Here is a 22943-nt window from a genome sequence, read left to right on the forward strand (position 1 = left end):
GGAAGGTTTTTTGTTGAATAGTTATTACTCCGTAACCTCTTTCAGATCCAAAATATCCGGAGAAGCCATGAGAGAATAATTGGTGTAATAAACAACGAAACCGGGTTTCGCACCGGCAGGTTTTTTCACATGCTTTTTCTGGATATAATCGATCTCTACCTTGGGAGCAGAGTGTCCTTTGGAGTACCAGGCTGCCAGGCGGCCTGCTTCTTCGAAGGTACGGTCCGGAAGTTCACCGTCTTTGGTGCGGACGATCACATGGGAACCAGCCATTTTCTTTGCATGGAACCACCAGTCATTTCCGGTTGCGAACTTGAAAGTCAGCTCATCATTCTGGAAATTGTTTTTTCCCACATAGATATCAAAACCGTCACTGGATATGTAGTGGAGCGGTTTGGATTTCGGCTGGGCTTTCTGGCCTTTTTTGTTTGTGTAGTGACGTTTGATATAGCCGTACTCAGTGAGCTCTTCCTTGATCTGGGAAAGGTCACTTTCAGATCTGGCGATATCCAGAGCATTGGAGATAGATTCCAGATGAGAGATCTCACTTTCCGTATCTGTGATCTGTTCTGTGACGGCTTCCTCTGTACGCTTCAGCTTTCCGTATTTATCAAAATATTTCTTGGAATTCTGTGCCGGAGTCAGTGTCGGGTCAAGAGGGATAGTGATCTCCTCGTTGGTGTAATAGTTCAGTGCCTTAAAGGATCTGCAGCCTTCCTCAAGCCCGTATCCGTAAGTGTTGATCAGTTCACCGTAGACCTTGAATTTATCTTTTTTTGCAGTATCATTCAGCTGCTTTTTCTGGATGTTGTATTTTTTTCGGTTACGTTCCAGAGCGGTTTGTACTACACGGCGAAGATCGGAGGATTTCTGGTGGATACGTGTCAGCAGACTTTTGGTAGCATAATAGGTCTCCAGCATAACAGAGACACTGTCAAAGATTTCGCTGCGGTATTCACTGCCAAACTGCTGATAAGGAAAGACACCGTATTCCACAGGTTCCTCTCCGCGGTAGACAATATTTGGGGTGAACTCTCTGTTCCGGATCTGTTCCATAAGGCGGAGAAAGGTATGATAAAGATGGGTGCAGGCTGCCTCATCCAGGGACTGCGATGCATCGCTCCCGTCAATGGATGCACGGTAGCAGATCTCCTCAGCCATTACCGGGCTCATACCTGTGAGTGAAGTGTAAAGCGCCTTGGAAATATTCACAGGCTTTTTACAGATGTGCTGTGTGAACTCCTCCTCGGAAACAGTCAGCGGATTTTCTTTATCCCTGGTATTGGGAATGAAATATTCTCTTCCGGGAAGAACCTCACGGACAGAGCTCATATGAGAAGAGACATGTTTGATGCTGTCCAGGATCATTCCCTTTTCGTCACAGAAGATGATGTTGCTGTGCTTGCCCATCAGTTCCATGATCAGACGCTTTCTGCAGGGATCCCCCAGCTCATTAAGATGCTCCAGCTCAAATTCCACCACACGCTCCATTCCAGGCTGTTTCACATCAAGGATACGGGCGCTTCCGATGTGCTTTCTGAGAAGCATGCAGAAGTTCGGTGCAGTTAAAGGACTGATACGGTTCTTATCTGTAAAATAGATCAGAGGAAGGGATGCGCTTGCACTTAAGAGAAGACGTTTCTGTCCATTTGCGCCCTTTCCTGTGATCAAAAGTTCATCGTTTTCCGGCTGGGCGATCTTGTTGATACGTCCGCCTTTTAAATTATCATCGATCTCTGCCACGAGAGCAGAAACTGTAATTCCGTCAAATGCCATGATTTTACCTCCATTTCAACATCAATCATTATAACAGTAAAAAAAGAGTTTGACTAGGGTTTTGGAATGAACTATAATAAATCCGTATGCAATCAGTTACTGTATTTATCAGCAGCTGATAAACTTAAGAGGCAGTATTGGAGGATAACATGATAAAAAGTATGACCGGCTTTGGCAGGGCAGAAGCAGTTTCCAGAGAGCGTAAGGTTTCTGTTGAACTGAAATCCGTCAATCACAGATATCTGGATCTGAACATCAAAATGCCGAAAAGACTTAGCTATTTTGAGGGAGAGATCCGAAATGTGATGAAGACTTATATCCGCCGCGGCAAAGTCGATGTGTTCATCACCTATGAAGACTATACAATGGGCGGAATGGCTCTGAAATACAATGCAGAGCTGGCAAAGGAATATCTGGGTTATCTGAACCAGATGAGTGAGGAACTGGGGATCGAGAATGATATCCGTGTTTCCACACTTTCCAGATATCCGGATGTGTTTACGATGGAAGAGCAGGCTCCGGATGAGGAAGAGCTCTGGAATTTTCTGGAGGGTCCGCTTCATGAGGCCTGCCGGAAATTTGTGGAGACCCGCCAGCGTGAGGGTGCTAATCTGAAACAGGATCTTCTTGGGAAGCTGGACGGACTGGAAGCAAAGGTCGATGTAGTGGAAAAACGTTCTCCGGAAGTAGTGAAGGCTTATCGGGAGAAACTGGAAGCCAAGATGCACGAGCTACTTGAAGATAACCAGATCGATGATTCCAGGATCGCCGCAGAGGTGATACTTTTTTCAGATAAGATCTGCAATGATGAGGAGACGGTACGTCTTCGAAGCCACATCCACGGAATGAGAAAGATCTTGGATGAGAACGAGGGCGTGGGGCGTAAGATGGATTTCATGGCACAGGAGATGAACCGTGAGGCGAACACTATCCTGTCTAAATCTAATGATCTTATTGTATCCAACGCGGCCATCGATCTGAAGACAGAGATCGAGAAGATCCGTGAGCAGATCCAGAATATCGAGTAACCGGACAGGAAACAGGCTGTACACAGACAGAAAGGGAGAGCGTAAATGGCGAAACTTATTAATGTAGGCTTTGGAAATGTTGTCAATTCACGCAAGATCGTGGCTGTGGTAAGTCCGGATGCCGCTCCTGTAAAGCGCATGATACAGAGTGTCAAGGGGACACGAACTCTGATCGATGCCACACAGGGAAGAAAAACAAAAGCAGTGATCGTTACTTCCGATGATTATCTTGTCCTTTCCGCTCTGCAGCCGGAAACCATTGCCAGGAGATTTTCGGAAGCGTATGGAGAGGAAACGAAGGAGGAAGGAAATGAGTAAGGGAATTTTAGTTGTTGTTTCGGGCTTTTCCGGTTCCGGAAAAGGTACTGCCATGAAACGGCTGATGGAAAAATATGACAATTATGCATTATCTGTTTCTGTTACTACCAGAAATCCAAGACCAGGCGAGAAGGACGGAGAGGCTTATTTCTTCCGCACAAAAGAAGAATTTGAACAGCTGATCCGGGAAGACGGACTGATCGAGTATGCACAGTATGTGGAGAATTATTATGGCACACCCCGCAAATATGTAGAGGAGCAGCTTTCCGCAGGGAAAGATGTGATCCTTGAGATCGAGATCCAGGGTGCCATGAAGATCCGTGAGAAGTTTCCGGATACACTGCTGGTATTTGTATGTCCGCCGTCTATGGAGGAGCTTAAGAACCGTCTGGTAGGTCGCGGAACAGAGACTCTGGATGTGATCAACGGGCGTCTCAGAAGAGCGGTTGAAGAATCCAGAGGAATGGATAAATATGATTATCTCCTGATCAATGATGATCTGGAGGAATGTGTTGATACACTTCATGAGACCATCCGGTGTGAGCGCATGCGTACATCCAGGAATCATGATTTTGTATCCAGGATCCAGAAAGAAGCGGAAGCTTTTTTATAAATACCAATTAACAAGTTAAATACGGCCCTGCCGTTACAGAAGGGAGAAAAGATATGATACATCCATCTTATTCAGAATTAATTGAGGCTATCAACACAAACAACGAGGACGACGATGAGGCTCTCGTGCTGAACAGCCGTTATTCTCTTGTACTTGCAGCAAGCAAACGTGCCCGCCAGCTGATCGCAGGAGCAGAGCCGCTTGTACCGGGTGCAGCAGGAAAGAAACCGCTTTCCGTTGCCATTGATGAGCTTTACAAGGGCAAAGTAAAGATCCTTCCCGGACAGGAGGAAGAGGAAGAGCTGGAGGCTCTTGAAGCTGAGAAGGAGGCTCTTGAGGCAGCAGAGGGCGAGACCGCAGAAGGCACTGAGACTGCAGAAGCAGCTCAGACAGAAGCGGAGTAGTTTTATGAAAATATTATTCATCTCTCTTGGCTGTGACAAGAACCTGGCGGATTCTGAGGAAATGCTGGGACTTCTTACAGCCGGAGGTCATGAGATCACAGACGATGAAACACAGGCAGATGCAATCGTGATCAATACCTGCTGTTTTATCAAGGATGCCAAGGAAGAGAGTGTGGAAACCATTCTTGAAATGGCAGAGTACAAAAAAACAGGAAGCTGCCATGCACTGATCGTTACCGGCTGTATGGCACAGCGATACCAGAAAGAGATCATTGAGGAGGTTCCGGAGGTCGATGCTGTTCTTGGAACCACATCCTACGGCGACATCGTAAAGGCTCTGGAGGAAGCAGTAGCCGGAAATCATTTCGAAGAATTCCGTGATATTGATTATCTGCCGGATACAGGAAGCAAACGTGTCCTTACAACAGGTGGACATTTCGGCTACCTGAAGATCGCGGAAGGCTGCGACAAGCACTGTACCTACTGCATCATCCCGAAGCTCAGAGGTAAATTTCGAAGCGTTCCTATGGAGCGCCTCATCGCCCAGGCAGAGGATATGGCTGAACAGGGAGTGAAAGAGCTGATCCTGGTAGCACAGGAGACCACCGTTTACGGAAAGGATCTTTACGGCAAAAAATCTCTTCACATTCTTTTAAAGAAGCTCTGTGAGATCAGAGGTATCCGTTGGATCCGCATCCTTTACTGTTATCCGGAGGAGATTTACGATGAACTGATCGAAACTATTCGTGATGAGAAGAAGATCTGTCATTATCTGGATATTCCGATCCAGCACGCATCGGACCGAATTCTTAAAAGAATGGGCCGCCGTACTTCCAAACAGGAACTGATCGATATTGTCGGAAAGCTCCGTAAGGAGATTCCGGATATCGTACTGCGTACAACTCTGATCACCGGATTTCCGGGTGAGACGGAGGAAGACCATGAAGAACTGAAGGAGTTCGTAGATGAGATGGAATTTGACCGTCTCGGTGTCTTCACTTACTCTCCGGAGGAGAATACCCCGGCAGCAGAGATGGCAGACCAGGTTCCGGAAGAAGTGAAGGAAGAACGCAGAGACGAGCTGATGGAGCTTCAGCAGGAGATTTCTTATGACAGAGGCCAGGACCGTATCGGACAGGAACTTCTTGTTATGATCGAAGGAAAAGTTGCAGATGAAAGTGCCTATATCGGACGTACCTACGGGGATGCACCGAAGGTTGACGGATACATTTTCGTTCAGACAGGCGAACTGCTTATGACAGGTGATTTTGCAAAGGTACGTGTGACAGGTGCGCTTGAGTATGATTTGATAGGAGTGCTGAGCGATGAATACACCGAATAAACTTACAGTTGCAAGAATGATACTTGTACCATTTCTTGTAGTTTTCTTACTGACAGGCTGGGGAGGAGAAGCAAACCGCTGGATCTGTCTTGCGATTTTTGTCGCAGCAAGTGTGACAGACTGGTTTGACGGTCATCTTGCCAGAAAATATAATCTGATAACCAATTTTGGAAAATTTATGGATCCGCTGGCAGACAAGCTTCTGGTATGCTCTGCCATGATCTGCATGATCGAGGTTGACAAGCTTCCGGCATGGGTTGTGATCATTATCATCGGACGGGAATTTATCATTAGCGGTTTCCGTCTGATCGCAGCGGAGAACGGAATTGTCATTGCCGCAAACTACTGGGGAAAATTCAAAACCGTTTCCCAGATGATCATGATCATACTTCTGATGCTGGATTTCGGAGGTGTTTTTGCAGTGCTGACACAGATATTTATCTGGCTGTCCGTTGCACTGACCATTATTTCCCTGCTGACTTATATCATGCAGAACAGAAAGGTCCTTTCCATGCAGGAGTAGGGATCAGAGTATACGAAAGGAGTTTCTTTTCATGATCACAGAACTGATATCCGTAGGAACCGAGATCCTTCTAGGAAATATCGTAAATACCAACAGCGCCTATCTTTCTGAAAAATGCGCCCTGCTTGGGTTAAGTGTTTACTATCAGGATGTAGTAGGTGATAATGAAGGCCGTATGCGTGACGTGATCCGTACTGCACTGGATCGTTCCGATGTTGTGATCCTCACCGGAGGTCTTGGACCAACAGAGGATGATATCACCAAGGAAGTAACTGCGGATCTGATGGGAATGTCTCTTAAGGAAGATTCCCACTCAAGGAAACTGATCGATAAATATCTGAAGGAATATGAGAAAAACAATCCTCAGAGACGTATCACGAAGAACAACTATAAACAGGCCATGGTTCCTGAGGGAGCCATTGTTCTTGACAATCATAACGGAACTGCTCCGGGACTGATCCTTGAGAAAAAAGGAAAAACCGCGATCCTTCTTCCTGGACCTCCCAATGAGCTGAAGCCCATGTTCGAGGAGTACGTTGTCCCATATCTGCAGAAAAACCAGCCGGAGATCATTGTGTCCCAGATGGTAAAGATCAGCGGGATCGGTGAGAGTCAGGTAGCAGAGGAAATCCAGGATCTGATCGAAAGCCAGACCAATCCTACCATTGCACCTTATGCAAAAACCGGTGAAGTGCATCTTCGTGTGACAGCAAGCGCAGAGAATGAAAAGGCCTGCAGAAAGCTGATCAAACCGGTTGTCAAGGAGCTAAAGAAGCGTTTTGGAGAGAATGTTTTCGCTACAGATGAGAGCAAGACACTGGAGGAAGCAGTGATCGATCTTCTGAAAGAGAAAGATCTGAAGCTTTCCCTGGCGGAATCGCTTACCGGCGGTATGATCGCCCAGCGCATTGTCAATGTATCCGGTGCGTCTGAGGTGTTTGGCTATGGCTTTGTGACTTACAGTAACAAGGCCAAGCATAAATGTCTGGGAGTGAAGAAGCGTACTCTGAAGGAGCAGGGGGCAGTTTCCGCCAAATGTGCCAGAGAAATGGCAAAGGGCGCCTGCAAAGCATCCGGAGCAGACATCAGTATTTCCGTGACGGGTCTGGCAGGACCGGGAGGCGGAACAAAGGAAACTCCGGTTGGTACTGTATTTATGGGCTGCTGCTATAAGGGCAAGGCTATTGCCAAAGAGTTCCACTTTACAGGAAATCGCATGCGGATCCGCGAGCAGACTACAGCGCATGCACTGGCGATGTTACGTGACTGTATCATTATGAGCAGATAGCGAATGTCTTGATCTGCCTGCTATTACGGATCAACCATGATATTTTTTATATAACAGGACTGATTTTTAAACAGATGAAACTTTCGATTTCAAGTATCTGTATCAAAAATCAGTCCTGTTTTATTTTTGTTTCCTGACAATAAGCCCCGGTATGGGCGATGAAAGAATATAAACGATCATATTTACAAGGATACTATCATAAGTGCTAGTGTTTTTATAAGGGATTTCCTCTAAAATGTGATTAAAGCAATATATGACGTAAATATACGTTTTACCGGAAAGGGGGAAATCAGAATGAAAAAGAGAAAAAATCTATTGTGTTTTGTGCTGCTGATCAGCCTTATTTTTACGATGGCATTTGGAAGTGTGACGGTCAGCGCCGCACCAAAACTGAACAGAACAAAAGTAACTCTTTTAAAAGGTGAGAAGACAACACTTAAGGTTACCGGAACCAGGCAGAAGGTTGCCTGGAGATCTTCCAAAAAGAGTGTTGCGACCGTAAACAGCAAAGGTCAGGTGGTTGCCAAAAATAAAGGTTCCGCAACGATCTATGCAAAGGTAAGCAAAAAAACGTATAAATGTGTTGTAAAGGTAGAAACACCGAAGCTCAGCAGGACATCGCTGACATTAACAGAAAAGAAATCCAGTGCCATTAAATTGACAGGAACAACTGTGAAGGTGAAATATTCTTCTTCCAATCCGAAGATCGCACGTGTGGATTCCAAAGGAAAGATCACCGCAGTGAAAAAAGGAACAGCAGTGATCACAGCGAAGGCAAATACGAAGAAATTCAACTGTAAGGTTACAGTAAAAGCAGCGCAGAAACCGAAGCCGACACCTACACCGGTGCCGAAACCATCTTTAAGTGACACCACCTTAAATATGAATAAAGGTGATGTGAGACAGCTTCAGGTAAAGAATTATAAAGAGATTCTTGTATGGACCAGTGATGATACATCTGTTGCAACTGTAGACAGTAAAGGTAAGGTAACGGCAGTGAATGTGGGAACAACAAAGATCCAGGTCCGGGATAAGAGTACCTGGCGAGGCAGCTGTACTGTCCACGTGACACAGACAGTAAAGAAACAGGTGGAGCCGGTTCTTACAAAAGGAACTAAATCTGCAAAAAAAGAGATCACCAATGATAAAGGACAGAAGGAAGTTATTAATGTAACGATAAATACCTATACTTACACCTTTACCACGATCCCGACCAATGCAGAGGAGCTGAAACAGTATGATATCACAACGGCAGACGGACGCTATAAGACCATGGCTCTGCTGATTCTTGCATATCGTACCTGGACACCGACCAATCCGACGGACTGCGAGGAGATGATTTCTTATCTCAATAATAAAGAGATGACTCAGTATTACAAAAACTTTTTGAGGGATCGTATGAAAGCGGATAACGGATATAAATATCTTGGCAATTCTTACCTGAACGGAGCAACTCCAGCCAACAATTATACTCCGTCTAAACCGATTTCCATTACGTTAAGACAGGACACACTTCCGGGTAAGGGAAATTCCATCAGTGAAGATATCCCGTATTTTGAACCGACCCAGACCACTCCTGCGATCTACAGATCATTTACTGATTTTGCAGGTAGCGACAGTTCCAGATGGATCTGTACATATAAGCACTCCAAAACCGGAAAATGGTATATCTGGGATCAGTCCTGGCATGATCTTCTTACCAGGATCAAACAGCCGGCAGGAAACTATGAATATTGATCGAATGTGAATGTACCGCTATTCAATCCCATTCTAAAAAAGGAACCGACAGCGTAAAAACTGTCGGTTCCTTTTTGGCATACATAATAGAATATCTCATCGGTGCAGCGCAAACTTTTCAATGGCGCGTGCTACACCGTCTTCGTCATTGGAAGCAGTAATATAATCGGCTGCTTCTTTTACCTGGGGCTGTGCATTGGCCATGGCTACGCCAAAACCGACTTCCCGGAGAAGATGGACATCGTTGTCACCGTCTCCGCATGCCATAATGGATTCCCTTGGGATTCCCAGCATTTTGCCAAGAGCAACAAGAGCGGTTCCTTTGTTGACACCGGCGGCGTTGATCTCAATATTGTAGCTTAAGGAGCCTACAAGCTCCAGCTCCTTAAGTTCACTTAATTCCTTCCAGGCGGAGGCACGTTCCTCCATGTCTGCAAAAAGCGCCTGGACTTTATCCATGCTTCTGTTTTCTTTTGTAATGACATCCTGGATGTCCGGAACCGCGATACGGGTAGTACGGACATAATTCCACATATTAGGGTCGTGATGGTATTTTCCTACATTATCAAGCTTGGCAGCGTCTGCATATCCCTGGCCGTCAAAATAGATCTCACTTAAAGTATCATATTTTTCAAAGATACGGAGAGCTTTTTTTGCACTTTCCATGGGAAGAAGCTGCTCGATAAGAAGTTTATTATGGTCTGTATCAAGGACTCTGGCTCCGTTGGAGGTGAGAGCATAGTGAATTCCCGGAAAATTTCTCAGTTCCGCGGGAATGCCGGTATATGGCCGGCCGGTAGCCATCAGAACAAGGATACCTGCATCAATAGCTTCCCTGAGAACGCGCCTGGTATTTTCTGTGAGTTCTTTTTTTGTATTCAGAAGAGTTCCGTCCAGATCAAGACCGATCATTTTTATCTGCTGCATATTTAAGCTTTCCTTTCCCGGTTAAGGTCACATATACAGAAAAACCGTCCCGAAAAAACATTTTCCGGGACGGTACCTATCTGTTTATCAGATATCAAGAAGATCACTGTAAACTTTCAGTGCTCCGTCTGTATCATGAGCGAGAACACGTTTTGCAAGAACCTTACCAAGCTGTACACCCTCCTGGTCAAAGCTGTTCAGGTTCCATACAAAGCCCTGGAACATGATCTTGTTCTCAAAGTGTGCAAGAAGCGCACCCAGAGACTTCGGTGTAAGTTCCTCACCAACAATGATACTGGAAGGACGTCCGCCCTTGAAGTTTTTGTTCAGGTTCTCATCTTCTTTTCCACATGCAAAAGCAACGATCTGTGCTGCAACGTTTGCACAGAGCTTCTGCTGGCTTGTGCTGTTCTCGATATCAACATCAACACCAAGCTGGCTCTTCTTAAAGCCGATGAACTGAAGCGGAACAATATTGGTTCCCTGATGCAGAAGCTGGTAGAAGGAGTGCTGTCCGTTGGTTCCTGGCTCACCAAAGATCACCGGTCCGGTCACATAATCCACCGGCTCACCAAAGCGGTTTACAGATTTACCGTTAGACTCCATATCACACTGCTGAAGATGAGCAGGGAAGCGGCTTAATGCCTGTGAGTATGGTAAAACTGCAGTAGAAGGATAACCCTGTACATTTCTCTCATAAACGCCGATCAGGGCATCCAGCATATCCGGGTTCTCAAGAATGTTCTTATTTGTTGCAAGCTTATCCTCCTCGGCAGCTCCGTCAAGGATGTCTGCGAATACTTCCGGTCCGAATGCAAGGGAAAGGATCGCTCCGCCTACGCCGGAAACGGAAGAGTAACGTCCGCCGATATAGTCGTCCATGAAAATAGCGGTAAGGTACTCATCACTCTTTGCAAGAGGAGAGGTCTCACTGGTTACAGCAAGCATATGTCTGGACGGGTTCAGGCCCGCTTTTGTAAGGGCGTCTTTTACGAATGCCTCATTTGTCAGAGTTTCAAGTGTTGTACCGGATTTGGATACAACGATGAAAAGAGAGTGAGCAAGATCTACAGATGCAAGAACAGCAGCTGCATCATCCGGGTCAACGTTGCTGATGAATTTTGCTTCCATCTTGAAGGTGTTGTTTGCCTTTGCCCAGTTCTCAAGTGCGATATATAATGCACGCGGTCCCAGGTCACTTCCGCCGATACCGATCTGTACAACCGTAGTGAATTTCTCACCGGCTTCATTTGTGATCTCGCCTGCATGTACTTTGTTTGCAAAATCTGCAGCTTTCTTCTGCTGAGCTACATAGAATTCTCGCTTGTCCACACCGTCAACAACAACAGGCTCGCCAAGCTGTGTACGTGCAAGATGATGAAGGACCATACGTTTCTCGCCTGTGTTGATCACTGCGCCGTTATATAATTCCTGGAATTTTTCGATCAGTTCTGCCTCATCAGCCAGTTTGGAAAGTGCGTCAAGAACGGTCTCGTCCACTTCCTTAGCTGCGTAATTGTAAGCCAGACCTGCTGCCATCGGTACGCTGTACTTCTTTACACGTTCTGCACCCTGCTCGCCGGACATTGCTTCTGCAATGTTCACGTGATCTTTCAGACTGTTAAGTTTGCTGTAAGAAGCAAGAGTGTCCAGATTTTTCCATGTTGCCATAATCATATTCCTCCTTTAATGACTGTGATCAGAGATATCAACATAAATCCTTCGGATATCTTTTTCACAATTGTCTACAGCCAATTATACTGAAAAAAGCTTTGGATTTCAACGGAAGGAACGATTTAATTGGTGAAAATCTTGTTAAATAAGGTAAAAAATATCAGAGATAACAGGATCGTGACGGAAATATGAAGAAGTTTCCGTCAGCAACAGGACAGGAATGGGGAAATATGATATGATAGAAAACAGATCACCCGGAGAAAAAAACCGGGAATATAATAAGTGATGAAGGGAATTGTTTTATGGAGGAAATGAAGAAAAAAGGAAATGTGATCGCACTGCTGCCTATCGGTGTTTTTCTGGTCCTGTATCTGGGACTGGGGATTTTGTTTGAGTATGTGATGAAGATCCCTATGGGATTTTATAATGTACCGATCGTTGTGGCTTTTCTGTCTGCGATCCTGGTGGCATGTGTTCAGAACAGAACGATCAGCTTTGACAGAAAGCTGGAGCTTATGGCAAAAGGAGTAGGAGATAAAAATATCATCACCATGCTTCTGATTTTTCTGACCGCAGGCTCTTTTGTGGGTGTTGTGGGGCGCAGCAGTGCAGAAAGTGTGGCCTACTGTATGCTTTCTCTGATACCGGCACGTTTTTCTGTTGCGGTATTGTTTGTAGTTGCCTGCTTCGTATCTGTGGCTATGGGAACTTCCGTTGGGACGATCACGCTTCTTACCCCTATTGCGGTAGCGGTTTCCAAAGCTTCCGGTTTTGATATGGCATTTTGTGTGGCATCGGTGATGGGAGGAGCCATGTTTGGTGACAACCTTTCTTTTATTTCTGATACCACGATCGCAGCCTGCAACGGTCAGGGCTGTCAGATGAAAGATAAATTCCGGGAAAATTTCTGGATCGCATTTCCGGCAGCTGTTGTTACACTGATCCTGATCCTTATCCTGTCTTTTCAGACAGAGATCCAGGGAAGAGTGGTACAGGATTATCATCTTATACAGATCTTTCCATATATTCTGGTGCTGATTGGCGGGATTATCGGCATCAATGTATTTGTGGTACTTCTGATCGGAATTGTCTCCGGAGCATTTATTATGCTTCTTGGAGGACATATCACGCCAGTGGAGCTTCTGACCAATATCGGATCCGGTGTTTCTGGAATGTTCGAGACCTGTATGGTGGCTATCCTTGTAGCAGCCATGTGTGCGCTGATCCGGGAGCATGGAGGCTTTGAAGCACTGCTTTCTGGAATACAGAGAGTTTTTAAAGGGAAAAAAGGCGGACTTCTTGGTATGGGACTTCTGGTTGGAACTATGGATATCGCAACAGCCAATAATACGGTGGCCATTGTTATGGCCAACCCCATTGCAAAGGAAATGGCGCTGGAATATAAGATCACTTCCAGAAAGACAGCTTCTATCCTGGATACATTTTCCTGTATTTTCCAGGGGGTGATCCCATATGGAGCCCAGATGCTGGTTGCCATTTCTGCGGCAAAGGAACTGGGATTTGAGCTTTCTGCTTTTCAGATCATGCCGAAACTGTTTTACCCCATGCTTCTGCTGGTGAGTTCTCTGATCGCGATCTTTGGTATAAAAGGCGGGGATGATAAATGAATCAGGAAGAGATGATCCGGGATGTCCGGAAAAGACTGTTTGAAATGCAGGATACAGGATATCGGGATTTTCATGCAAGGCTGGTTCCGACTGTGGAGAAAGAAAAGATCATCGGTATCCGGACACCGATACTCCGGAAATTTGCAAAAGAATTTGGAAAAACAGAAAGATCCGAAATGTTCCTGAAGGTTCTTCCTCATCAGTATTATGAGGAAAATAATCTCCATGGCCTGCTGATCGAGCAGATCAGAGATTATGATAAATGTCTGAAAGAACTGGAGCGTTTTCTTCCGTATATTGATAACTGGGCGACCTGTGATCTGCTGACGCTCCATATGATGAAAAAACACCGTGATATATTTATCCGGGAGGTTTATCGCTGGATGGAATCGGATCAGCCCTATACTATCCGGTTCGGGATCAGTATGCTGATGCGCCATTATCTGGACGAAGGATTTAAACCGGAATATCCGGAGAAAGTGGCAGCGATCCGCTCGGAAGAATATTATGTAAATATGATGCGAGCCTGGTATTTTGCTACAGCACTGGCAAAACAGTATGAGAAGATCCTTCCATTCCTGGAAGAGCAGAGAATGGATATCTGGACTCATAACAAGACGATCCAGAAATCCATTGAAAGCTACCGGATCACACAGGAGCAGAAGGATCATCTCAGGACACTGCGGATAAAGAAATAAACAGCAGGTAAGGGTTAAAATATGAAGGCAATATCGATCTATGCACTTACAAGAAATCAGAATATGGAATGTGTCCAGAAGCTGGAACGCCAGCTTTCCAGCAGAGATTTTTTTCTCAGGATCAAAGAGTGGGAACTGGAAAGTATGAAAGCACTGGTGAAGCAACTGGAACTGCATATGGAAGAGGTATATAAGCTCCGGCTTTTTTATTCGTTCCAGATCCCGAAGCTTGGAAAGGAGTTTGATCTCCTTCAGATCAAGGATGATCAGATCGTAAATATTGAACTGAAAAGCGGCAGTGTATCGGATGAGGCCATTCGAAGACAGCTGATTCAGAACCGGTATTATCTGTCTGTTTTTGGGAAATCGATCCTGTCTTATACCTATATCAGCAGTGAAGATCGTCTGGTGAGACTGACCAATCACGATCACATTGTGGAGGGGGACTGGAAACAGCTATGTATTGCATTGGGGAAAGAAAGCCCGGACTATGAGGAAGATATCGAGGATCTGTTTCAGGCAGAGCTTTATCTGATCTCTCCACTGACAGAACCGGAGCGTTTTCTCAAAAAAGAGTATTTCCTTACTTCCCAGCAGAGAGATATTGAACGGCAGATTCTGAAGAGAATACGTGGAGAAAGAGGAGGATATTTCTGGTTCAGCGGACTTCCAGGAACCGGAAAAACATTGTTGCTTTATGATATTGCGATGAAGTTGTCCGTGCGCCAGAGAGTCTGTATCATTCACTGTGGAGAGGCGGGAAAAGAATGGAAGATTCTTCATGAACGTCTGCGGCGGATAGATTTTCTGGCAGATACTCAGCTGGACGGAACGACGGATCTTGGCTGTTACAGCAGCATTCTGGTAGATGAAGCACATCTTCTGTCCCTGGAAAAATTATCGGTTCTGCTTACATGGAGTGAGCACAGGCCGGTGATCTTTTCCAGTGATTCCGAGGATGTGATCTCACCGGAAGAGATGGATCGTAGCATTGTGGAAAGCCTGGGAAATCTGCCGGAGATCCAGAAATTCCATCTGACAAACCGGATCCGTACCAATGCGGAACTTTCCTCTTTTATCCAGAACATGATGCACCTGCCGGAAAAAAGAAGCCCCAGATGGTATCCGCATATTGCAGTGGTGTATGCCAATAATGACCGCGAGGTGGAAAATTTTCTGAATGATTTTGCGGGACAGGGATATCAGCAGCGGATGCCAGAGGGTTCTGGACAGCTTGGTATCCAGGCAGTGAGAGATGCGGAGAAGATCGTTGTATTGCTGGATGAACAGTATTATTACGACGAAAAAGGATATTTAAGATCCAGGTGCTCCGCGGAAAAATATTCCAGTGTACGAAAACTTTTTCATCTTTTGAATCAGGCGAAAGAGAGCCTGGCTCTGGTGGTGAGAGAGAATATGGCGTTATATGAAGTGATGATGGAGATTTTGCAGATGCACAGAAACAGATAAAAACAAAAGATTAAAGACAATGGAGAGGAAGACAGAGAGATGGAAGTTTTGGAGATTGTTTTGCCTGTACTGGCGATGATCATTCTTGGAATCCTGTGCAGAAAATGGAAACTTTTAGATCAGAGTGGTGTCAATAACATGAAAACACTGGTAACAAATATTATGCTTCCTGTGGCAATTTTTCATGCACTGGCAACAGCAGAGTACAGTGGAAAGATCGGAATTCTGGTTCTGATCATGTTTGTGATGCTCTTGATTTCATTTGGGGCAGGATTCTGGATGAAAAGATTTATGGACGAGCCATATAAGAAATATCTTCCGTTTCTGGTCTGTATCTATGAAGGTGGAATGATGGCTTACCCGTTGTATACAAGTCTTTGTGGCAGCGAAAATCTTTCACAGATTGCAGTGCTGGATATTGCGGGACTTCTTTTTGGATTCAGTGTGTATATGGGAATGCTGGGACAGACGGAAAACGGGGAAAAGATCAATGCAAAAAGCCTGTTTTACAGTGCATTGCGAACCCCTGCTTTTATAGGAACGGTTCTTGGAATTATTGCAGGACTGACACGAATGATCACCCGGCTTCTGGACAGTCCTTTTGGCAATTGTTATCTCAGTGTGGAGAATATTCTGACAACGGCCATTACGCCGATTATTCTTATTGTAGTTGGGTACAGTATGGAACTTGCGCCGGAACTTATCAGCCCCTGCCTCAAAACCATATTGCTGAGAATCCTTTTGCAGGCAGTGATGATTGCGGGAGTTCTCATGGCAGTAAAATATTTGGTAGGAGGTTCCAGGCTTCTGAACCTGGCGGTTATTACATATATGTCCTCGCCTGCTACATTCAGTATGCAGACTTTTCTGAGAAAGAAAGAGAGCAGTGCTTATGCATCCACAACAAATTCTCTGTATTGTGTGGTCTCAATCCTGGTTTATATCACACTGGCAGTGGCAGGATGATGGAACTGAAAGAAGGGATCAAATGACGACAACGACATTATGTTATATAGAAAACGATGATAAATTCCTGATGCTTCACAGAGTAAAAAAACAGGATGATATGAATGAGGGCAAATGGATCGGCGTTGGCGGGCATGTGGAAAGTCAGGAAACTCCGGAAGAATGCCTTGTTCGTGAGGTGAAAGAGGAAACAGGGCTGACACTTACCTCCTATAAGTTCCGTGGCCTGGTGACATTTATAAACAGTGAATGCGAATCAGAACTTATGTGTGTGTTCACGGCCGATGAATATGCAGGAGAACTGATTGAATGTGATGAGGGAGAACTTTGCTGGGTTGACAAAGCCATGGTGCCGAATCTTCCGGCATGGGAGGGGGATCAGGTATTTCTTGATCTGCTCCTTTCAGGAGAAAAACGCTTTTTTTCTGTAAAATTGCAGTATGAAGGTGACAGACTTGTAGAGAAGAAAATTCATTTGTATTAATAGTAGATTGTTTCATAGCTGGAGGGGAAATCATGTTTAATAAAATGATTGCACAGCAAACCGCAAAAAAAGAAAAACTTCTTGATAATTTTCTGAAAAAACATGAAGCGGAATATCCGTTTCCGGAAGATGTGGAACTCATTTGTGACATTGACTATATGGGAGATGGAAAGCCCTGTCATTTCATGGATATTTACCGTCCCCGAAATTATGAAGGAAAACTTCCAGTCATGTTTAACCTGCACGGAGGCGGTTTTCTCCTTGGAAAAAAAGAAGAGGGATTTTTCTTCCCTCCTATATTTACGGGAAACACTGGAAAAAGAGTTCGTTTTATCCATATATAAATGAGACGTGCTCTGATGCAGACAACCGAATTATTAAGACAAAAGATGCTCTCTGTTTTTCCGGTTCCGGTCAGTTCTTATTGCATTATTGATAGTTTTCCGCTTGCAGTTTGCAAATTCGGACGTGCACGATACTGCAAAACATTTCGCAGCCAGGGTGCTGATTACGGAAAGTGCCCTTCTAAAAAGGAAACTTACTTCGGCTATAAAGTGCATGCCCTGGTCACGTTAGAAGGTTACATTACTGCATTTGAGATTACGCCGGCATCCACAGATGACCGTGAAGGATTACGAGATCTGGTGGATAATTGTTCAAATATTACAATTTTAGCAGATAAAGGATATGTTGGCGAAAAACTCATGCAGGAAATGCAGGAACAAACGATCTGTCTTTTTGCACTCAAGCGTTCCAACAGTAAAGAAAACTGGCCAAAATCGGTGCGTCAACTGATCTTCAAATTGAGAAGACGGGTAGAAACTGTCTTTTCACAGTTAAGCGGTCAGTTAAATGCTGAAAGAGTACTTGCCAAAAGCTTTCAGGGCTTATGCACCCGTTTGGTTAATAAAGTATTAGCATACAACCTCTGCATTGCATTAAACAGTATTTTCGGTGAAACCTGCGAACTTGGAAAAATCAAAGAACTGATATTCTAAAAAATTTGTTTATCAAAAAACAGGGATTTTTTGCGGCTTTTACAAGTTTTTAAACATTTTATTTGAAATAGCACAATAGGTTAAATTATAATATCTGAAATACTGGTTGGTCTGTATTGTAAAAAACAGATAGATATTTGTGTATAATGAAATAAATATGGAAGATGGGCAGGTCTGCTTTTGGGCTTACCTATTTATAAAATACAAATTCCAAATGTCAAGATCAACGCTGTTGAAGCATATATATGAAGTTCTGAATCCAAAGGCAATTATCAAACAGGCTTCCATATTAGGAAAGCTTTATACAGATTCTCAAAGGCACGATTTGATGGAAAACGTTCATGATATCCGAACACCAATGAATGCGCTTCTGGGATATAATGAGCTGATGAAAAAGATCGTAAATCTTGGAGATACCGATAAATTTTCTCTTCCTCAGTTGCTTGAGTTGTGAAGTCTGAATGAGAAAGCGGAAATGAAGTCTAAAAAGACTCCGCCTAACAGAGCTAAGAATGATAACGCTACTGTTTTTACTTCAGTGTAGAGAGTTGGAACACTTTCATTGCTATTTGTGCCGTCTGCCGAAGGCGGCGGAATGGAGATTAAAATGAATTTAAATGAATTTTTGAAAGAAGAAGCCTTTTCAAAATATAATGTTGGAATAGAAAAAATTAAAGATGATTTTATTGAATCCGGATATGAAAAATTTTTGTGGAGGCAAACACTGAAAGAGTGGGATGATGCAAAAAAGACAATATTAGAAGAGAATTCGTATAAATATGTTGTTAATAAATATGTACAGAGCTTTTTAGAGCAGTTTAATAATATTGATGATTCAGATGTTGCTTTTATTTATCCAGAGTCATATACACCTAATTATTTTATGATACAAGCATTAATAAAAAAAGAAGCTAAAAAGGATTATGTAATAGAAAATTTATTACCGGATGATGATACAATTAATCATTTGGCTATTTTTTGTCGCGATAAAAAAGAAACAATAGAATTAATGAATCACTTAGTTTATTCAGCAGTATTGGGAGAGAACTTCGGTGGATATAAATTGCTGGGAGTTCATTTATGCTATTATTTGGAATGCTGTGGAAATGATTCTTACGCATATACTATGAGAGTTCCTAATAGTTTAATGCATTATCAGGGTTATGTTACAAGAAAGGACACAAATCCATATATAATATATGCTACTCGAAAGAATATAGAAGGATTAGTGCAAAAGGGCTTTTTTAGATCAGAATTTGAATTGTATTTGAATTTAAAAAATACATTAATGCCTTTTTTACAAGCTATGTATCTTAAGGCACAGAATGCAGGGGATAAGAATTATGACTGGAAAACAGCAAAGAGCATTTTAAAGGGAGAATTAATTGAAAATGGAATCATAATATCTAAATGGAAACATGAACAATCTCTTTTTTTATTAGTAAAGAAAACTTATTCAGATGCTATATTTCAATATAGACCGGAATGGCTTTCTCCCCAAAGTTTGGATATTTATATTCCCAAATTAAATGTTGGAATAGAATATCAGGGAATACAACATTATACGGATGTAGATTTTTTTGGAGGAAAGAAAGCATTGGAGCATAGAAAAGTTCTCGATGAGAAAAAACGCAAAATATGTCAAGATAAGGGGGTCATTTTGGTTGAATGGAAATACAACTTTAACATTACAAACAAAAATTTACAGACTTTATTGCGGGATGCCTTGAGATCAGTATAAAAATGTATGAGTCTAATGTATTGACCGAAGCCGCAGAATAAAGCAATACATGATATTATAGAGTAGAATAAAGAAGATATCTATTCCAAGTAGCCTTTATAACAATTATAAAGAGAGTTCCTTGTAACTATCAGGAAATCTGATAGTTAGTTCTTCAGCAGAAAGTATATGTTTAATAATAGTACCGGAGTTACAGCCAGATTTGATTTGCGTTTGTTGGCAACTTTTTACGATAAGAAAGAATAACAATTACTTAATTAAGTACAACGATTAGAAATCAACAGTGTAACCTATGATAAAAACATTAGTGGTTGATGATGCAGGACTTAAAGAAAATATATTTTTTGATAATAAAATAAAAGGCAGGAAAAAGTATGATTACAGGAAGTTTTATAATGATATCAGAGGGCGAAATTAAAGAGCGTCGAAAAAAGAGAGAAACTGAATTGCGAAAGATGGTCTATGAAGAATATGAAAATTTTAAGATATATATTAGCTTTTACGAATTGCCGGAAATTAAAAAAATAACTTTTATGAATATGCGTGGATGTGATGCGGCAGTATCTCCAATTTTCAGTAGTGAACTTGAAATAAGGATTAATGAAAAATATTTAAAGGCCAAATGTCCTATGGAGTATTTAAAAGTTATTTTATTTCATGAATTCACGCATATTTGGGATCGAATAGTAAAATATGCAGATTTACGAGCAGCGAAACTGACAGAGTATCATGCAGTGCAAGTTGCATTTGCAAAAAATCTCAACCAAAAGCGTATTGATAAATGGGATAAGTTTTCTGAGAATCAATTTGTTTCGTATAATGATAAACGTGTATCTGCAAAAGAATATCTGCAAGTTTGGTGTGACCATTATTCCTATGACATGGAGTACCATTATTATAATGAATCAGATGACCGTACAAACCAGTTTATGTATGATTTGTGTCAATGGATGGGGTATAGTATTATATTTGAAAAATATTGTATTGAATGGAATGGAACACGTAAAATTAAAGGATTTATCCCAAAAGATATGGAAGATTTAATCGAGCAATTTTATATAAGCCTTAGAGATGATTTTGGAAAGGAACAAATCGTTAGTAACTATAATCAAATAAAGAACAAATTTAATGAACTGAATCATATTCAGTTTATTGGAAATGAAAATTACTTTCTGATAGAAAGAACTAAGGGGATAAGTGCGGAGAAAAGTTTCAAAGAACATTGCATAGCGATAGAAAAAATATATAATGATATGAAAAAAAAGCATTCCCCACAATTTTTAACAAACCAACCATATTTAAATAAAAGTTTTGTTTTGCAATATTTTAGAAAAATGTATCAAGATATGCTTTCTGTTATTGATACGCCGTTTCTTTTCAAAAAATATATGGAGCATTATTCTTTGATATGCCTGGATGATATTACAAAAATGAAAAGTTTCTTGGAATCAGAAATCAGACCAATATTTGAATCAAAAAGTTATTTTGAGATTGTTATAAAAAAAATAGAATTGCTGAATGAAGTTGAGATATGTACAGCCCCAAATGGGAAATCCTACTATAGGATTTTTAATGTTCAGAATTTTATTGAAAGCATAGGATTTACGCCGGCGTTTCTGGCAGCGTTACTTATGGGAATTGCTGATGCAGGATATGAAATAAAATTTTCAAATGTAATGATAATTTCTAAAGTTGTTTAAAAATTATACGCAAAAATAATAGAATAAGGGTATGGGGCATATCAATAAGTTCTCTACTCTTTTATTGTATTTAGAGAACATTAACACAAAAGCACTTGTTTGTATATCGTTTGCTTGGCTTGTTTACAATTGATAAGAATTGAGTGAATTCCAAGCCCAGAGCCGCTTTGTGGGGAGTAAGTCGGCTTTGCATTTGTGAGATTTCTTGTATTCTACATAATTGCCAATCATTTTCCTAATAGTTGGATAGTATGGACTTGCTGACCGGAATATTCATTCATCTATTCTTATCGAGGTAGAACTACTGGCAACGTATTACAGAATCATACGAAAGAAATGACTACTGAGGAGTTAGATATGGATTGCAAAAGATACATGATCTGTTTATGGTAAAATGTAAAATATCTTTACGATAAGGAAATAACACACAAAGGAAAAAACAAGAAATGCAAGAACACACAAGAACTCCCGTATTTCAGGAAAAAAATGGCACCTGGAGACATCTCACTAAAACTGTGAATTCCCTCATCTGCACTATTGAATATGGCAGCAGTGCCGGTTTTTCATCAAAGGAAGACGCCCTAGAGAGTTACCAGCAGTCCATGGATGCTTACCAGGATCAAATATCCAGGTTAAAAAAATCCCGGAACATGCCGTTTACTTTTTCGGAATACCTGAATTACTGGCTCAGAGATGTCTATACACCGATTTTTAACAGTTCCAGTGCCCAGTTGCGTAATCGATGGGTGATAGAACTGATCATACTGCCGCATCTTCACAAAGATATCCTCCTTGACTGCATCAGTACCGGTTATATTAATAAAGTTCTGGGAGACTGTCAAAAAGTCTGTACCAATGGAGGATATTACGCTTACCGGCTTCTTCATACGGCTCTGCGTTTCGCTTACTATAATTCCTATATTCCGGATATTAACTTTCAGGAGATCAGACATTATCCGGAGCCTGTGAGAAATGTAACGTTTTATTCCAACGAACAGCTTCGCAGATTTCTGGACGTAGCTTCACATTCCAGCAGTTATCTGGAGATTCAGCTGGCACTTTTCTGTGGCTTGAAAAAAGGAGAAATTCTTGGGCTTAGATATTCAGATTTCCATAAAAAAGAATGTACAGTAAAAATACAGCGTATATATACCATACAGCGTAATACAGAAGATGGCTATCAGTTCAAAAAGCTTTCCGGAACCAGACAAAACCGTACCTTAAAAATCCCTTCTTTTATTTTCCAGGAACTTGCCATACGCAGAAAAAAGAACCTTTCTATCCTGGAAAAATATCCATCCGAAACCAAATATAAATCCAGCATCTGTCTTGGCCCGGCTGCAAAGACAAAATCCGACAACACACTTGGGGTTTCTTTAAAACAGATCGCAATAGAAGCCGGCCTCCCTGTAGTCTGTATGGGTGACCTCCGCTATATGTTTGCCCGTTTTCTTATGGAACAGGGATTCTCCCTGGAGACAATTTCTGCCATTCTCGGTCATACAAAACTAAATACGACTTTGGCATTTTGTAGTATATTCCCATGTGAGGAACCCGAAATAGGCATAGTCATCGGAAACACCTTGGATCCTGTTTTTGAATCCGGAACAGAGCGGTGAGAAGGAGAA

The 22943-nt window shown here is 42.4% G+C and carries 20 protein-coding genes and 2 pseudogenes; 19 read left to right on the top strand and 3 right to left on the bottom strand.

Going from position 1 to position 22943, the window contains the following annotated elements; translation table 11 throughout:
- Nucleotides 1-24: 24 nt before the first annotated feature.
- Entirely contained in the window at nucleotides 25-1776 is a 1752-nt protein-coding gene (locus LKD46_RS06555) for an Rqc2 family fibronectin-binding protein (RefSeq protein ID WP_110104114.1), read from the bottom strand.
- A 149-nt stretch (nucleotides 1777-1925) separates the two neighbouring features.
- On the opposite strand from LKD46_RS06555, the gene LKD46_RS06560 reads away from it, so the two are divergent.
- The 8 genes and pseudogenes from LKD46_RS06560 (at nucleotide 1926) to LKD46_RS06595 (ending at nucleotide 9029) form a co-directional block, all read left to right on the top strand.
- Entirely contained in the window at nucleotides 1926-2804 is an 879-nt protein-coding gene (locus LKD46_RS06560) for a YicC/YloC family endoribonuclease (RefSeq protein ID WP_015525190.1), read from the top strand.
- Nucleotides 2805-2849: 45 nt separating this feature from the next.
- Complete coding sequence (locus LKD46_RS06565; RefSeq protein ID WP_110104113.1) at nucleotides 2850-3122, top strand: DUF370 domain-containing protein; 273 nt, start codon at nucleotides 2850-2852, stop codon at nucleotides 3120-3122.
- A complete protein-coding gene (gene gmk / locus LKD46_RS06570) occupies nucleotides 3115-3735 on the top strand; it encodes a guanylate kinase (protein WP_110104112.1) in 621 nt (206 codons plus the stop codon). Before LKD46_RS06565 ends, gmk begins: the two co-directional genes overlap by 8 nt.
- Nucleotides 3736-3788: 53 nt before the next feature.
- A pseudogene (rpoZ, locus tag LKD46_RS06575) lies at nucleotides 3789-4043 on the top strand (DNA-directed RNA polymerase subunit omega); the annotation flags it as partial.
- Between the two features lie 100 nt (nucleotides 4044-4143).
- Entirely contained in the window at nucleotides 4144-5481 is a 1338-nt protein-coding gene (gene rimO, locus LKD46_RS06580; RefSeq protein WP_021978070.1) for a 30S ribosomal protein S12 methylthiotransferase RimO, read from the top strand.
- Nucleotides 5465-6004: a CDP-diacylglycerol--glycerol-3-phosphate 3-phosphatidyltransferase gene (gene pgsA / locus LKD46_RS06585; protein WP_015525184.1), complete on the top strand. Its 540-nt coding sequence runs from the start codon at nucleotides 5465-5467 to the stop codon at nucleotides 6002-6004. Before rimO ends, pgsA begins: the two co-directional genes overlap by 17 nt.
- A gap of 31 nt (nucleotides 6005-6035) precedes the next feature.
- On the top strand, nucleotides 6036-7292 hold the full coding sequence (locus LKD46_RS06590) for a competence/damage-inducible protein A (RefSeq protein WP_110104111.1): 1257 nt from the start codon (nucleotides 6036-6038) through the stop codon (nucleotides 7290-7292).
- 294 nt (nucleotides 7293-7586) lie between these two features.
- Nucleotides 7587-9029, top strand: a complete 1443-nt coding sequence (locus LKD46_RS06595) for a DUF6935 domain-containing protein (protein WP_110104110.1) — start codon at nucleotides 7587-7589, stop codon at nucleotides 9027-9029.
- A 96-nt stretch (nucleotides 9030-9125) separates the two neighbouring features.
- Here the strand turns inward: LKD46_RS06595 and LKD46_RS06600 are convergent, their stop codons facing one another.
- Both LKD46_RS06600 and LKD46_RS06605 read right to left on the bottom strand, forming a co-directional pair.
- The gene (locus LKD46_RS06600; RefSeq protein ID WP_173741185.1) at nucleotides 9126-9956 is read right to left on the bottom strand and encodes a Cof-type HAD-IIB family hydrolase; all 831 of its coding nucleotides are present in this window, start codon (nucleotides 9954-9956) and stop codon (nucleotides 9126-9128) included.
- An 87-nt stretch (nucleotides 9957-10043) separates the two neighbouring features.
- Entirely contained in the window at nucleotides 10044-11627 is a 1584-nt protein-coding gene (locus LKD46_RS06605) for a glucose-6-phosphate isomerase (RefSeq protein ID WP_044962188.1), read from the bottom strand.
- A gap of 305 nt (nucleotides 11628-11932) precedes the next feature.
- Here LKD46_RS06605 and LKD46_RS06610 point away from each other — a divergent pair, with 305 nt between their 5' ends.
- The 11 genes and pseudogenes from LKD46_RS06610 to LKD46_RS06660 all read left to right on the top strand — a co-directional run bounded on the left by LKD46_RS06610 (nucleotide 11933) and on the right by LKD46_RS06660 (nucleotide 22934).
- Nucleotides 11933-13258 (top strand): Na+/H+ antiporter NhaC family protein, encoded by a 1326-nt coding sequence (locus tag LKD46_RS06610; RefSeq protein WP_110104108.1) that lies wholly within the window; start codon nucleotides 11933-11935, stop codon nucleotides 13256-13258.
- Nucleotides 13255-13956 (top strand): DNA alkylation repair protein, encoded by a 702-nt coding sequence (locus LKD46_RS06615; protein ID WP_110104107.1) that lies wholly within the window; start codon nucleotides 13255-13257, stop codon nucleotides 13954-13956. The genes LKD46_RS06610 and LKD46_RS06615 overlap by 4 nt, the downstream gene beginning before the upstream one ends.
- A 21-nt stretch (nucleotides 13957-13977) precedes the next feature.
- Complete coding sequence (locus LKD46_RS06620) at nucleotides 13978-15426, top strand: P-loop NTPase family protein (protein WP_110104106.1); 1449 nt, start codon at nucleotides 13978-13980, stop codon at nucleotides 15424-15426.
- A 39-nt stretch (nucleotides 15427-15465) separates the two neighbouring features.
- Entirely contained in the window at nucleotides 15466-16392 is a 927-nt protein-coding gene (locus LKD46_RS06625; RefSeq protein ID WP_110104105.1) for an AEC family transporter, read from the top strand.
- Between the two features lie 22 nt (nucleotides 16393-16414).
- Entirely contained in the window at nucleotides 16415-16876 is a 462-nt protein-coding gene (locus LKD46_RS06630; RefSeq protein ID WP_021652616.1) for an NUDIX hydrolase, read from the top strand.
- 32 nt (nucleotides 16877-16908) lie between these two features.
- A complete protein-coding gene (locus tag LKD46_RS06635; RefSeq protein WP_021652615.1) occupies nucleotides 16909-17220 on the top strand; it encodes an alpha/beta hydrolase family protein in 312 nt (103 codons plus the stop codon).
- A gap of 3 nt (nucleotides 17221-17223) precedes the next feature.
- Nucleotides 17224-17874 (top strand): annotated as a pseudogene (locus tag LKD46_RS06640) (IS982 family transposase); the annotation flags it as partial.
- Between the two features lie 157 nt (nucleotides 17875-18031).
- Nucleotides 18032-18328, top strand: coding sequence for a hypothetical protein (locus tag LKD46_RS06645; protein WP_021652613.1), 297 nt, complete (start codon nucleotides 18032-18034; stop codon nucleotides 18326-18328).
- A gap of 153 nt (nucleotides 18329-18481) precedes the next feature.
- Entirely contained in the window at nucleotides 18482-19615 is a 1134-nt protein-coding gene (locus LKD46_RS06650) for a PDDEXK family nuclease (RefSeq protein WP_118752692.1), read from the top strand.
- Between the two features lie 374 nt (nucleotides 19616-19989).
- Nucleotides 19990-21315 carry a hypothetical protein gene (locus LKD46_RS06655; protein ID WP_129974506.1) on the top strand — a complete coding sequence of 442 codons (1326 nt, stop codon included), beginning with the start codon at nucleotides 19990-19992 and terminating at the stop codon, nucleotides 21313-21315.
- Between the two features lie 446 nt (nucleotides 21316-21761).
- A complete protein-coding gene (locus LKD46_RS06660) occupies nucleotides 21762-22934 on the top strand; it encodes a site-specific integrase (RefSeq protein WP_110104103.1) in 1173 nt (390 codons plus the stop codon).
- Nucleotides 22935-22943 lie beyond the last annotated feature (9 nt).

Source organism: Blautia fusiformis (genome assembly GCF_020686995.1).
Lineage (GTDB): Bacteria > Bacillota > Clostridia > Lachnospirales > Lachnospiraceae > Blautia_A > Blautia_A fusiformis.